We start from the raw sequence: 15,143 nt of genomic DNA on the forward strand, positions 1-15,143 counted from the left end.
TCCCTGCTCTGCTAAGTAAACCGCATTACACCTACTCCTTCAGCTATTGCTAAACTAAAGCATCACTGAGAAATTTTATTTTCTTCTAAATTCCTTCAAAAAAGTATTCGGTTCCTTATTCTCAGTTTAAAAGCAAGCATGTTAATGGTTCCTCTTTTAATGATCCTTTTTATGTAACTAAAACCTCTTATAGATAAATTGAAAGATTTTATGAAACAATATCAATCGGATTCCACAACCATATAATAAATTTTGCTTATCCTTTCTTCCAAAGATTGCATGTGAACAAATCTTGCTTCTCTTATCATTTCTTTGCCATCCACAAATAAAAGCAATGCAGGTACAGTAAAAATCGAAAAACGTCCTGCTATTTCTTCGAGCTCATCTGCATTTATATGACCTAGCTGTATGAGCGGAAACTTTTTTAGCAACTCCTGCACCTGGGGCAGTATCGCATGACATACTCCACAATTAGTTCTTGATACATATAAAAAACTAAACTGATAATCCTTGATAAACTTTTCCACCGATGTGAGCGATGTAAATGTAATCATGTTTTCTCCTTTTTTTGATTCTTTGGAAAAACAATTTCAAAGCATGTTCCCGCTGCAACTTTGCTTTGTACTTTTACTTTGCCATGATGTTTTTCAATAATCCAATTTGCAATGGCAAGTCCAAGACCAGCTCCTGGATCTTCGGACCTGGATTTATCAACTTGAAAAAATCGATCAAATATTTTGGGTATATTCTCTTCCTCAATACCGATACCATTATCCTGTATTTTTATCAAAACAGAATGAGAGGTTTGGGAACACGAAATTAATATTTTCCCCCTCTCTTTTGTAAATTTCATAGCATTATCTAATAATATGACCATTAATTGATGGATTCTCTCCTTGTCCCCGATAAGAAAGACAGAAGATGGGACATCTAATACAAGCTCTTTTTCTTGATATAAAGCTATTTCTGAGTACTGCTCTATTATTTCCCCTAACAAATCACTTAATAAAAATTGTTTCTTTTCTATTTCTAGCTGATCTGAATCAGAACGCGCCAATGTAAGCAAATTGGCAACCAGCTTTGATAATCGTCGCCCCTCTTTGGATATGACGGATATATCTATTGCCTTATCTTGTATAGTAGAAGTCGGGGAACGCCACAATAGATCCGTCTTAGTCTGGATAACAGCTAAAGGTGTTCTTAATTCGTGAGAAGCGTCTGACACAAACTGCTGCTGCTTTTGCCATGCTTTTTTAATTGGAACGAGCGCTCTTCCAGCCAAAAAGAATCCCGCACCAACCGCACACACACTTCCAACACTGGAACCAATAACTAAAATTAATAGCAATGACTGAAGCATGTCTTTTTCGGAAGTAATGTTTCTTACAAATTGCACCGTTATTACTCCTAAATTTGGATGCTGCGCTTTTATTGCGATGGTTCTAAAGTGGAACCCTTCTGCTTCTGTGTCTCGAAGCATTTCTAACTCTTTAGGGCGAAATTCTGATTCATTATCGGCAAAAATTGTTCCACTTTCATTTAAGGTAATCAGTTCACTTTTTTCGTTCCATATCAGTAAAACTATACGAGGGTCTCTTGGCGCTCTTAGCAAACCATCCGACTGCAGCGGTCTGCGTTGTCCCGGCTCCTCAGTTAAACGTTCTGCCGCCTCAAGCAAATCACTGTTTACATCCCGATACAAGCGCGACCCGGCAAAAGAATAAATAACAGTTGCAAGAACGCCAATTAAAATGATAAAGACTAATGAATTTAAAATAGTAAGTCTAATACGAGTTCGTTGAAACATTCCCTTGTCTCCTACTGTTCCTTCAGTATATATCCGATGCCGCGCACCGTTTGAATGTCTTTATGATAGCCGAACTGTTCCATCTTTTTGTGAAGATGATGGACAAATACCTCTACTATGCCGATATTAGTATCAGAATCGAATCCCCATACTCGATCGTAAAGCTGTTCTTTCGTCAAAATTGCTCCTTTGTTTTGAATCATATATTCTAGCATTTCATACTGTTTTAACGTTAACTTTATAGGGGCGCCATCTACTAAAATGGCTTTTTCCTTGCCAAATAGTTCAATACCTCGGTATTGAATTGTTTGATTCGTCGTCAGACTGCCGCTTCTTCTCAACAACGCTCGAATACGCGCTTGCAATTCCGGTGCTTGAAATGGCTTGGTCAGGTAATCATCTCCTCCAAAGTCCAATCCTCTAACCCGATCTCCTAAGGAATCTTTAGCCGTCAAAAACAAAACAGGGGTCTCTATATGCCCCTTTCGTATCTTTTGTATAACCTCGAATCCATCCATCTCCGGAAGCATAACATCAAGTACAATCAAATCATATATATTTTGCATGGCCATAAATAGCCCCTCTTCTCCATTTTCTGCGCAATCCACTTCAAATTCTTCAGACAAGAATTGCTTAATAGACTGCAGCAAGGATGCATTATCTTCTACTACTAATAAACGCATCATATGGCACTCCTTTCTTACTTCGTAACAAAACAAAGCGTTCGCTGAAACGAATCGCTTTGTTTTTTCTATTCATATCGAAGTGCTTGAATCGGATCAAGCTTAGACGCTTTGTTCGCTGGAAAGACACCAAATAAAACACCAACTAATAAAGAGAATACAAATGATAACAGGATGGTAGGTATGGAATACATAATTGCCGTTCCTGATGCTAAAGTAAATATCTGGGCACTTATTAACCCAATCCCAACTCCTATTATCCCTCCAAATGAACTTAATACTATCGATTCTATGAGGAACTGAAGAAGAATGTTTCCACGTTTTGCTCCAATTGCTTTTCTAATACCAATTTCCTTGGTCCGTTCTGAAACAGATACAAGCATAATATTCATTATACCAATTCCACCAACGATAAGAGAAATGGCCGCACTTCCACCTAACAATAATGTCATCGTTTTATTAACAGATGATGCAGTTTCCATTAAATCCTTTGGACTTGATACACTGTAACTATCAGCCTCACCAATAATAGTATACATCGTTCTTTCAATACGACTTGATATGAAATCAGTCATATCTTCATCCTCTATCTTCACATAAGTTGTCCCAATATTAGTAGTGGACGTTAAACGTTGCCCTATGCTAAGAGGTACAATTATAGTACTGTCCCCACTCGTTCCCAATGAACTTCCAACGGATTTAAGAACCCCAACAACTTTATAGGATGTTCCGTTTATCTTTACATGCTCTCCCACTGGATCACCTAGTCCGAATAACGTTTGCGCTGTGTCTGATCCAAGCACTGCAATTTTTGAATGATTATCGCTATCTAGGTCTGCAATGAAGCGTCCTGATTGTAACTGTAAATCACGGACATCTAGGTAAGAAGAAGTTGTTCCTGTCATTGACACTTGGACATTATTTCTACCACTTTTCACCGTTACTCTTCCTGACACTGTTGGTGCAATTTCTTCAATACCATCAATATCCTGAATCTGTTCTGCATCCTCTTCTTTAAATGTAACATCTGATCCCGTAACCGAAACAGTTAATACATTTGTACCTAGGCTGCCAATTTGATCTTGTACTTCCTTTGTAGACCCTTGTCCTATTGCAACCATGACTATAACAGAGGCTACACCGATAATAATCCCCAACATCGTTAGGAATGACCTTATTTTATTCACTTTAATGCTTTTCAGTGCCATTTTGAGTGTCTGCAAACCATTCACCTCCATTCTCATAGAGTTGTCCATCGTGAATACGAACTACACGGTTTGCTTTTTTTGCGACATCTAAATCATGCGTAATGAGAATAATGGTATGCCCCTGCTTATTTAATGAATTCATAATCTCCAAAATTTCCTTACTTGTTTTGCTATCTAGTGCACCAGTTGGTTCATCAGCTAGTAAAATTGGAGGGTGCCCAGCCAGCGCTCGTGCAATGGCCACACGTTGCTGCTGGCCCCCTGATAATTGAGTTGGTAAATGAGTCGCTCTATCTACTAAACCTACTTTTTTTAACGCATCTAGAGCTATTTCTCTTCGTTCCGTTGTTTTTATTCCGCGATAAATTAGGGGAAGTTCTACATTTTCAACTGCCGTTAATTTCGGTATAAGATTGAAGTTTTGAAAAATGAAACCTATTTTTTCATTTCGAACGATCGCAAGCTGTGAGCTTTTCATTTTCCCTACTTCTTCACTATCTAAAAAGTATTCACCTGAATCTGGTCGATCTAAACATCCAATCATGTTCATAAATGTTGATTTTCCGGAACCCGATGGACCTATGATAGAAATAAAATCACCCTTTTGAATATTGAGGGAAACACTTTGAAGAGCCAACACCTTTTCGCCGCCAAGTTCATACTCTTTCTTTATGTTGTTAATTTGAATAATCGGCTCATGAATTGTCATTAGTTCCCTCCTCGTCCGCCTGATGGAGCATTACCGCCAAATGGAGCTCCACCTCCATTTCCTCCTCCAAAGCCACCACTTGGGAAACCTCCGCCACTTGGAAAGCCACCGCTTGGCATCATCATTCCTCCTTGAGATGAATTACCTTTAGATTGTACGATTGGTATTTGAATAGATTCTCCTTCTGCTAGACCACTTGTAATTTCAACAAAGGTATCATTAGAAATACCCGTTTCAACTGTCACTTTTTTTGTAGATTGTGTGGAATCTCCAGAGGTTGTAGGAACGAGTACATATTTTTCATCTCCACTTTTATACACGGCCTCTATTGGAACGTATAGTGCATCTTCTTTATTCTCAATTGTAATACTTGCTTCTGTTGACATACCTATTTTTAAGCTTTTTGGGTCTGTGATTTTTACAGTAACATCAAATGTAGAAACTCCATTTGATGACGTTCCCTCTCTTCCAACTTTCGTTACCTTACCCTCAAATGTTTCATCTTCAAATGCACTCGCAGTTATTGTTACAGCCTGTCCCTCTTCTACTTTTGTAATATCTAATTCATCAACACTAATGGTTGTTTGTAATGAGCTGTAATTTGTTATGTGCGCGATAGCCTCCGAAGATTGCACAGAATCACCGCTTGAAACAGAAAGGCTTGTAATTGTTCCAGCTACCGGTGCTTGTAAAATGCTTCCATCTGTAAAAGTTATAAGTTTGGCACCCGCTTTTACAACAGCTCCTTCCTTTACACTGACGGTATCCACTGTCAAACCATTCCCACTTAAGCTATCTGAAGCGTTATTGTTTTCCCTTGTTACAGGTGAGATGACTTCATCTTCATCTTCGATACGAAGGAGGACCATTCCTCGCGAAGCTCCTTTGCCACTTTCCACATTAACTTCAGTGATTTCTCCATAGTATGGAGCCTTAACAACATCACCATTTTTAAAAGTAACAAGCGTTTCACCTTTATATACTGTATCACCGGATGCTACACTTACGTTTTCAACAATAAGAATGGTGTTTCCTGCCGTTACATCTTGATCTTTAATGGCTGTAACTGAACCCGCACCACTAACGGTTACTTCTAATTTTCCTTTTTGAACTGTTGTTGTTTGTCCAGCAGCCGCTACATTTGGAGCTTGGTCTTTTTTATTTAATAGGAACCAAGCGGCTCCACCTATTACAACAATAATTGTTGAAATAATAATCCACTTTTTCAAATCTCTATCCCCTTTTCATTATTGATTTTGATCTGACTGATCTTGGCCAGGCTGGAATTGATCATTCCCCGGGAACATCTGACCGTCCACTCTTGGTCTCATTTCTGAGAAGTTAGGGCTTGTACTTTGTTTATAAGCTATATATCCCACCCCTATGGCTATGCATGCACTTATCGCCATATTGACAATGAGTAAAATTTTAATTAGATTTTGTTTGGACTGTTCCACTTTTATTCCTCCTTAAATTATGTTGATATGCCCATTATGAATTTCGTTCCTTAAGTTTTCCTTAAAATTTCAACCTTACATGTCACTTTAAAGAATGTTTTTCTACAAGAAAGAAAAGAGCTACATGAAGGATTGATAAAAGTCGTATATTTAAGACAAGCAAAGGCTTCCTCAATAGAGTCGAGGAAGCCTTTGCTTTTTCATTATAGTAGTATTAATTTAGTTGGTATGTCGGAAAATATTATATCGACAACCGTTTCTTTAATTTCTATCATGCCGATCTATACTTGTCTATCGTTGTTACAAATAGAAAACATCATATTGAGTTCCGTTTGAGATAAAACAATTATTTTCAAAATAAGAGTTTTCTAATATAGAGAGACACGAGAGTGAAGAAAATTTAATACGCTATTCTCGTTTTAAGCAATACTAAAAAAGTTTAGGCAGTCATAAAAAATCTTACGAGACCACTTTCTGCGAATTAAAATGGTATTCCCCTAGCAAATTAATATTTTCCTAGCCCAAAGAGGGCATATCTTCATTGTTTTTCGTATGAATTTATTATTTTATGTTACTAGAGATTAGTCACTCGCTAGAAGAGTGCCTGTTTCAAGTAAGGTCTTCATACCCGATAATACGACTGGCAACCCTTCTTTCAGAACACTGGACGTATTCGGAGACTGCTCAAATTCATCGTGAATCACCGTCACAATCGTCACACCGGGATACTCTTTATGCGGTTCGATTTCCCATGTCAGGCGTGAAGGTTGCTCTTCAACCGTTTCAGGTAATGAGACTAACTCCCACGACATCATCAGTTTTCGAACCGGTTCAAAGACGATGATGGTTCCTTTTGCCTGTACTTTTCCTTGAGGGTTTAGTATCTCAAAAGGGGATCCAGGTTTCCAATCAGAGTGGATTGAACCGTTATACCAATATTTAGATGTCATATTTGGATCGGTCAGTGCCTTCCATATTTCTTCAGGAGTCGATTTAATAACGATTCGATTAATATGTTGCGGCTTTTGTTCCATAGACACTTCACGCTCCATTTCAGTTTTGAGTGAAATTAACTCGGAAGCCCACGGCTCGGAATATTTGCTTACCCACCGATCATATACTTGGCGAATGGGTATTGGATTTAAATAATGGAACTTCTCCCTTCCAACTTTTCTTGTTGTAATTAAATTGGCTTCTTCCAAAAGATTAAGGTGTTTCATCACACCAAACCTAGACATATCCAGATGTGTGCCTAGATCAGTTAGCGTCCGTCCGTCAGATTCATACAATAGATCTAGAAGCATGCGGCGGTTCGGATCTGCCAATGCTTTGAATATATCGTTATCCATCCAAAAAACCTCCCAAAAATCGGTCAGAACACAAGGAAAGTGGACAATTCCGCAGGTTAGATGAATAATATTCCCCACACTTAGTTATTCTTACGATCATTCTATTTCCTCCAATTTAACCATTGACATGTGACCGCATAGTAACGTATTATAATGTTACCCTATGGTCACATTATATCATGAATGATTGTACTTGTCAGTGATACCCTAGGTACATTATGAAAAGTGGAGGATGATTGAAATGGATTCCCTTAAAAAAAGGTACGATACTGCCGTGATTGGTGGAGGATTAACGGGGCTAACTGCTGCGGTTTACCTAGCAAGAGCTGGAAAGTCCGTTATAGTCCTTGAAAAACAAAAGGACCTAGGCGGCCTTGCTCAAACGACAAATGTAAATGGTGCCCTTTTTAATCTTGGACCCCATGCCATGTATGAGGGGGGAGCAGCCCTTCGGATCTTGAGAGAACTCGATTGCTTGCCAAATGGTGGGTATGCCTCTAAGAGTGGCATGATTGGAATTGAAAATGGACAAATTGTACAAGTTCCGACCGATTTAAACTCAGATGAGAATAGGGAGTGGACTCAACTGATGGGAGGATTAAATGAGATCGACACGAAATCGATTCTCTCCCTTAGTGTTCAAGACTGGGCGGAAAAAAACATACTTCATGAGCGTGTTCGTCTCTTCTTCTACGCGATGTGTAAGCAGTGGTCGTATTGCGATGATATGAGTGTATTAAGCAGCGGTTTTGTGATAGAACAAGGTCAACTCGCGGGTAAGGGTGTCAGATATGTGGAGGAAGGTTGGCAGACCATCGTGGACAATCTAAATCACGAGGCAGAAATAGCAGGTGCAACCATTTTAAACGGATATAAAGTTAGACAGATTATACAGAGGAGTGGCTATGTCCGTGCTCTATTGCTATCTGATGGTACAGAACTTGAGGTGTCTTCTGTGATTTCTACCGTAGGACCAGAAGAGACTAGCCGGTTCGTTCAGGGGTCAGAGTCGCTCGATAAATGGAAGAAGAGATCGAGACCTCTATTTGCTTCATGTTTCGATGTGGCATTGAAACGTGTGGCTTACCCAGAGCGCGTTTTTGCACTCGGGTTAGATGAACCCTTGTATTTTTCTAATCATTCAGTATCCGTAAAATTGAGTGACAACGGTGCCCATATCTTCCATTTGATGAAGTACAATGGTAACGAAAGAGCACACGATGAAACAGCAGAGGAAAAGCAGTTGACCAATCTACTTGATCTCCTTCAACCAGGCTGGGAGCAGGATGTTGTTGCTGCGAGATTTTCGGCAAATGTTTTTGTAGCACATGATTCACGCACAATCCATAATGGTGGGACAGCTCCAGCACCCGGACCGAATGTTCCAGAGATCTCCGGTTTATACATTGCCGGTGACTGGGTCGGCCCGGAAGGAAGGCTGGCTGATGCTGCATTAGCTAGCGCCAAGTCGGCGGCGCAAGAGGCAATAAAGAACAACTAATCTAAACATTAATATAGGTTGAAAAGGTATAATTCTTGCTCATTTCCTTGAAATTATTACGCGAGAATTATTTGAATTTCATTTTTGGCCGTCAAAATTGACCTTAAACTATACGAGCCCGTTTGATACCTTAATGTTCCGTATTCCCACTGTCTGTTTAATTCTTTAGTTTGGGTTTGTAGAACAGCTACCACGGCAAACCTTTTTATACACTCTGATCAGGGTTGGGGTTATCAAATGAAACAATATGTAAAGAAACTAAAAGATAATAGCATATTTCAAAGTATGTCCCGAAAAGGAAAATGTCTGGATAATTCGCCAATGGAAAACTTCTTCAGCATAATGAAACAAGAAATGTATTATGGTAAAGTTTATCGCTCATTTGAAGAGCTTAAGAAAGCAGTGATTGATTATATTTACTACAGCAATGAACGGCTAAAAGCAAAATTGACTGGCATGAGCCCGGTTGAATACCGTCTTCATACCAGTCAACTAGCTGCTTAAATATTTTAGTCTAACTTATGGGGTTCAGCACAAAGGACAAGGACTTTTTGTGCTATATTCTATATCTTATTTACTACATCATTATAATGACAGCAATCAAATACTAAATCCTCACTACAAAGGATACTACTGTTCCTAAATCTGGTGTACTTTTAATTTGCAGTCCTGTTCCAAAGTGTCGTTTCAATCGTTGATTCGTATTAATTAATCCAACACCGCTTCGTCTTCCTAACTTTCTTTCTAATAAGCTTTGCAATTGGGCTTCATTCATTCCTATACCATCATCTTCAACTGAAATCTCAGCATACTCTTCATAAACGGAAACCTTAATGACAACCTTTCCACCGTTAATCCTTTGCATAATACCATGTCTTATAGCATTCTCTACTAACGGTTGGATTGTTAAGAAAGGAATTTTCACATCATCATTGTATACATCCGTCTCCCAAACAACCTCTAATCTATTCCCGAAACGGACCTGTTCAATATTAAGATACGATCTCACAATATTTAGTTCATCTTCGATTGGGATCAGCTCATCAATATGTTGAAACTGAAATTTGTTTCTTAAAAATTCGCTAAGTTCATTTAGCAGATGACTCATCTTATCTAAGTCAATTTCACTTAAAGCGATAATTGAATTTAAAGTATTGAATAAAAAGTGTGGCTGGATTTGCGCTTGCAACCATGCAGCTTCTAATTGCAATTGTTCTTGCACAACTTTCTTCACGGTCGTAAGTGCCCTTACTCTAGATCTTAACTCCAACATTTCAACAGGCTTCGTCACATAGTCATTGGCCCCTGCTAAAAAACCAGCTTGTATATCCTTGGGTTCACTTCTTGCAGTAAGCAGCAAGATAGGAAGCTCCGTAAGACTATAACGATTACGAATCAATTTAGTCAATTCATATCCGGACATCTGTGGCATCATGATATCAGAAATAACTAAATTCCATTCCTTTTCATCCAATTTATCAAGCGCCTTTTTGCCGCTCGATACAGTTGTAATATCATATTGTTCAACTGGCAGGATCGATTGAAGTACCTGTAGGTTTACAGGGTCATCATCAACGATTAGTATAGGCAGGCGTTCGGAATCGGACTCCATTAATATGGATTGATCTGCAGTAGTCAAGACTTCCACTTTTTCCAAATCGAGTGCAGATGCAATCAAATGATTAGCAGACATCTGCTGGAATGTGGAAGGTTGCAATTTCATTGATGCAGCATTCTCAATCTCCCTGTATTCATCTGCTGAAGCGAGCATTAGCGAAAAGGTAAACTTCGATCCTTTCCCTGGGGCTGAAGATACTTCTAAATTTCCGCCATGTAGCTCAATCAATTGTTTACTTATACTTAATCCTAATCCAAAGCCAGCTTCAATCATTGTCTCATCAGAAGCTTGCTCATACGGGCGAAACAGCCGCTGAAGCAAATCACCATCTATACCAATCCCTGTATCAGATATAGTAATAAATGCTCTTTCATCCTTCACTCTGGCTTGAATGTAAATTTCCCCTTCATTCGTGTATTTCACAGCATTATGAAGCAAATTATAAATAATTTGAATGACTCGATTCTCGTCTGCCATTACAGGAGGAAAATCATCCGGAACTTGATTAACAATTTTCACTGGCTTGATTTCAACGATGAATTGCAGCATATCCAGTACTCCAGTCACAACGGGCTGAATCGCAATAACTTTTTTCTGCAAGCGTGGATTACCTTCCCGTAGGCTAGCTGCATCAAGTAGATCATTTAATAGCAGCGTCATCCGCTGGCCGACTGTTAAAACCATTTCAAGTTCGTTAACACTTTTTTTCTGCAACAAATGTTTTTCTCTAGCTAATACAGATTGAGACATGTTAATGATTCCGTGGAGCGGGTTTTTAAATTCATGTGAGGTGTTTGCTAAAAACTGATCCTTATGCTCATTCACTTTTTGTAATTTTGCAGCAAGCTTTTCTGTTTCAATATGCATATTAAAATAATCTTTAAACCAGATAGATGCGAAACAACCGACAGAAATAATCAGATCAAATGGGTAATGAACAACACTTATTCCAGCTTCTCTCCAATAGATTATCCAAATGAAATGATGGCAGATGGCTATAAAAGAAAATAGTAATAACACATTCCCGCTTATATCACTAAATAACTTTTTGATAATCGTAACCATTGTGATAACAATTGCAATCCCAGCCAAAAGATAATAAACAGGAAACAACATAATAATTTGCTCTGGGGATAAAAATAACGTAATGACAGCCATTATGATATTGATGATTAAATAGACTGGACTAATCCTGCCCCAATAGGGGAGATTACGATGATCTATGCACTGTAACAATGCATAGCAAGCGATTGGAATCATCACATTCGCTAGACGAAAGTCCCATTCATACCCCATATTCAATAGTAAGTGGAATAACTTTTCATCGTTACTGATTAAATTCATGAATGTTACACAAAGTGTTAGTAAAGAAAAATATAATAACCTTTTTTCCCAATTCCCAAGGAAAAATAGTACAATGGCATAAATTGAATGCATCAAAAATATAACTGAAGCTAAAATCTGCATAGATAAGGACAAGTTTCTTTCCTTGGACATTACTTCCTCTGAACCAAATTTAATCGAACGTATAATTCCGCTTCGGCGAACATCTTTAAAATTCGCCGCTTGAATCACAATCTCAATGACACCATTTTCATCTGCAGTGAAGGTTGTTGAATAGGGCAAATTTTTTGCGACGTATTCATCTTTTGTTTCACCTACTTGCCCAGATCTAGCCAAAAGTCGCCCGTTGACATATACCTCCGAAGAGCTGCGTACGCTTGATACATACACACTATAATTCCTATTCTCCTCCGGATTTACATATATTCGTAATCGATAAGAACCAAATCCATACGGTGTTGATTCTTTATCATGAAAATTCTCGTTCCACCTACCTGGAACTTGAACAACCTTTCGCGTTTTCTCATCTAAACTAGATTGCTTCTCACCATCTACCAACCATTGTGACGGATAAAACTCCCATTCTCCATCAAGTAAAAGTACTCCACCATCATCTGCAGACCAATCCCGTAAATCCAATTGCCCCTTTTTAATTTGCTTATGTGAGAGATCTTGGAATGCGTTCATCCAGAGAATACGAGAGCCCGATAAAATGATTACTAATAATCCGAACATTAATAAAATATATCTTTTTTTTATTTGTATATTTTGACGAACCATTTCTGCTCAAATCCCCTTTTTGAACAATTCATTTCCATTTTTACACATTTAACTGATAATTTCACGTTAATAATTAATATCTATGAATTATCTATTTTAAATAATGATAAGCAACTACAGCAACCAATCCAAATGTAACTGCGTATTTAAGGATACCTATCTTTGTTTCCCCGTCAGAATTACTGTCCCTTGTACTGAACGCTAAGAACCGAAACACTTAACAATAAAAAATTGACAACTTTTATCATCATATCATCTCCACTTTTTATAAACCTAATTTTCTGTAAACACATAATTGAAGCCAAGCAGAAAGTATAATAGTGTTGTCAAATAAAGACTTAAGAAATGATCATGGGATGCTGATGTTGAATATTTCTTATTTCCAAGGATTACCGACTTATAGCCGATTCGAATAGCATATCCAAATAAATTACTAGAGTCAGTATGTAAAAATTCAAGAAATTAAACTTTATGGATGAAGTAAAACATACATACACAAAATCCTACAATGACTACCTATCCATTTAAGCCGTAGTTATTAATAATTGATGCAGTGTGTATAATTGCCAATTGATATATTTTTAGAATGCTACATACAGATCAACATTGTAAGAATCACAACTTGGTTATTTCTTGTTGTGACCTCTAGTTAAAACTATCTTAACCTTGGAAATCATTAGTATTTTCTGTGATACAATAAGCATATCAAAATAAGGAGGTGCAGTATGGGGATTTGCACACAACTCTTGTATCAGCATTCTTAAAATACAGGAGGTCTTTTATTAATGATAAAAATATTACTTGATACAGATATCGGCGGCGATATCGATGATGCTATTTGCCTTGCATACTTATTGAAGGAGCCACAGTGCGATCTTCTCGGGATCACAACTGTTTGCGGGGAACCCGAAAAACGGGCTGCTGTGGCGGATGCAATTTGTAAGAGTGCAGGAAAAGATATTCCGATTGTCGCAGGCTTAGATACGACATTACAGCCTGTGCCTGTATATCCCACACCAGATGGGGCACGAGCATTGGAGTACTGGCCACACAAAGAATTTGAAAAAGCGGATGCACCAGCGTTTCTGTATCAAAAAATCAAGGAAAATCCACATGAAATTGTGTTGCTCGCAATTGGGAACATGACAAATGTGGCTACCCTATTCCGCACTTACCCTGATGCACCGAGTTTACTAAAAGGCCTATATGTGATGAATGGTTATTTCGGGACAGAACCTTTGCCAGAACCATATTATAACTGGAATTCATGGGCAGATCCGTTGGCTTCTAAGATTGTATTTGCCTCTAACGTTTCTACTCATAAGGCAATCCCTTTGGAAGTAACGGAAAAGCTTACTATTGAATCTGAAAGAGCTAGTACACTGTTTTCTAAGGACAGCGATTTAATGAAAGCGGTATTTGACTTTGGAAATGCATGGCTAGAAAGTGCCGGCAAACTGACACTGCATGATCCATTGGCGGCTGTTTCGATTTTCCACCCAGAAATCTGTGAATTTGAAAAAGGGTTTGTTCAGGTGGAAACGAGAGAAGAAAGCGATATGGGTGGAACGAAGTTTACGCCTGATTTCAATGGTAATGTGCTGGTTGCCAGAACTGTAAATCGAGAATCGTTTTACCGTATCTTATCCTCTACCCTGAATGACAATCCTTTCACGGAAACAAAAGCTAAGTTACCAAGAGTAGAGTTACCTCCTCTCGTCGTAAACCGGGCTAAAGTTTCCGGAGATGTAGGTGAAAAATGGCTTGCTGACTTGGACAATCTTATTTTAGAATTGGAAAATAAGTGGAAAATATCAGTAGAGGAAACTCTCTATGGTGGCACTCATGCTTATGTTTCTAACGCAATCGGACATGATGGAAAGCAGTATGTACTGAAAATTGATATGCCTGCAGGTAGGGAGCATGGCGAATTTCTTAATGGGATAAACGTTCTGAAAGCTGCTGATGGACAAGGTTACCCTATGCTAATCAATTATGATACTAAGAATTATGCCTGCTTGTTGGAACGCCTTGGAATGCCACTAAAAGAACTGAATTATTCAGTAGACCAGCAAATTGAGATTATATGCACAACGTTGGAAAAAACGTGGCGGGTTCCCATTAATAATGCGAAGTTTCCGAATGGAACTGATAGTATTGAATGGTTTCGGTCGTTTATTAGCGAGACTTGGGAAGAATTGCATCGTCCCTGTTCTGAAAAAGTGATAAAGCAGGCGTATAACTTTTTACGATTTAGAGAGAAACAAAATAATCCAAACGACCATGTCCTGATTCATGGAGATGCCCACAGCACCAATACTTTACAAAATTTATCGAAAACGAACAGCTTTAAGTTGGTCGATCCAGATGGTATCTTTTACGAAAAAGCCTATGATTTAGGGGTGCTTATGCGGGAATGGCCAGAGGAATATAAGGATGACCCTATCAATAGTGGGTTGGAACGGTGCGAATATCTCTATCAGTTAACAGGAGTGGATAAGCAATCAATTTGGCAATGGGGATTTTTACAAATGGTTTCTACAGCTTTTGTCCTAATTAAAATCGGGCAAGAAATAACAGGAAAAGAAATGTTAAAAATTGCAGAGATGTGGTGCCAAATGGGCTAGTGATAAAAGGGTTTCTTTTAAGAAAAAAATAAAAGGAAGAAGTGTTAAGCTAGGAAAACC

Annotated in this window: 11 protein-coding genes and 1 pseudogene; 3 read left to right on the forward strand and 9 right to left on the reverse strand. The window is 38.4% G+C overall.

Going from position 1 to position 15,143, the window contains the following annotated elements:
• Positions 1–221: 221 nt before the first annotated feature.
• The 8 genes from KHA96_RS21990 to KHA96_RS22025 form a co-directional block, all read right to left on the reverse strand.
• Positions 222–554, reverse strand: coding sequence for a thioredoxin family protein (locus KHA96_RS21990; protein WP_213131490.1), 333 nt, complete (start codon positions 552–554; stop codon positions 222–224).
• Positions 551–1,807: a sensor histidine kinase gene (locus KHA96_RS21995; protein ID WP_213131491.1), complete on the reverse strand. Its 1,257-nt coding sequence runs from the start codon at positions 1,805–1,807 to the stop codon at positions 551–553. The genes KHA96_RS21990 and KHA96_RS21995 overlap by 4 nt, the downstream gene beginning before the upstream one ends.
• Before the next feature lie 11 nt (positions 1,808–1,818).
• Complete coding sequence (locus tag KHA96_RS22000) at positions 1,819–2,490, reverse strand: response regulator transcription factor (protein ID WP_213131492.1); 672 nt, start codon at positions 2,488–2,490, stop codon at positions 1,819–1,821.
• A gap of 68 nt (positions 2,491–2,558) precedes the next feature.
• Entirely contained in the window at positions 2,559–3,713 is a 1,155-nt protein-coding gene (locus tag KHA96_RS22005; protein WP_283248491.1) for an ABC transporter permease, read from the reverse strand.
• Positions 3,679–4,407, reverse strand: a complete 729-nt coding sequence (locus KHA96_RS22010; RefSeq protein WP_249315872.1) for an ABC transporter ATP-binding protein — start codon at positions 4,405–4,407, stop codon at positions 3,679–3,681. The genes KHA96_RS22005 and KHA96_RS22010 overlap by 35 nt, the downstream gene beginning before the upstream one ends.
• On the reverse strand, positions 4,407–5,636 hold the full coding sequence (locus KHA96_RS22015; protein WP_213131493.1) for an efflux RND transporter periplasmic adaptor subunit: 1,230 nt from the start codon (positions 5,634–5,636) through the stop codon (positions 4,407–4,409). The genes KHA96_RS22010 and KHA96_RS22015 overlap by 1 nt, the downstream gene beginning before the upstream one ends.
• 18 nt (positions 5,637–5,654) lie before the next feature.
• Entirely contained in the window at positions 5,655–5,864 is a 210-nt protein-coding gene (locus KHA96_RS22020; protein ID WP_213131494.1) for a hypothetical protein, read from the reverse strand.
• A gap of 581 nt (positions 5,865–6,445) precedes the next feature.
• Entirely contained in the window at positions 6,446–7,213 is a 768-nt protein-coding gene (locus KHA96_RS22025; protein ID WP_213131495.1) for an ArsR/SmtB family transcription factor, read from the reverse strand.
• 241 nt (positions 7,214–7,454) lie between these two features.
• Here KHA96_RS22025 and KHA96_RS22030 point away from each other — a divergent pair, with 241 nt between their 5' ends.
• Together KHA96_RS22030 and KHA96_RS22035 are read left to right on the forward strand one after the other, a co-directional pair.
• Positions 7,455–8,714 carry a phytoene desaturase family protein gene (locus KHA96_RS22030; protein ID WP_213131496.1) on the forward strand — a complete coding sequence of 420 codons (1,260 nt, stop codon included), beginning with the start codon at positions 7,455–7,457 and terminating at the stop codon, positions 8,712–8,714.
• A 210-nt stretch (positions 8,715–8,924) separates the two neighbouring features.
• Positions 8,925–9,218: pseudogene (locus tag KHA96_RS22035) on the forward strand (transposase); the annotation flags it as partial.
• A gap of 103 nt (positions 9,219–9,321) precedes the next feature.
• On the opposite strand, the gene KHA96_RS22040 reads toward KHA96_RS22035, so the two are convergent.
• Complete coding sequence (locus KHA96_RS22040; protein ID WP_213131498.1) at positions 9,322–12,456, reverse strand: hybrid sensor histidine kinase/response regulator; 3,135 nt, start codon at positions 12,454–12,456, stop codon at positions 9,322–9,324.
• A 785-nt stretch (positions 12,457–13,241) separates the two neighbouring features.
• Here KHA96_RS22040 and KHA96_RS22045 point away from each other — a divergent pair.
• Positions 13,242–15,083 carry a nucleoside hydrolase gene (locus tag KHA96_RS22045; protein ID WP_213131499.1) on the forward strand — a complete coding sequence of 614 codons (1,842 nt, stop codon included), beginning with the start codon at positions 13,242–13,244 and terminating at the stop codon, positions 15,081–15,083.
• Positions 15,084–15,143 lie beyond the last annotated feature (60 nt).

The sequence above is a fragment of the Bacillus sp. FJAT-49711 genome (assembly GCF_018343715.1).
Taxonomy (GTDB): Bacteria; Bacillota; Bacilli; order Bacillales; family Bacillaceae_C; genus Lederbergia.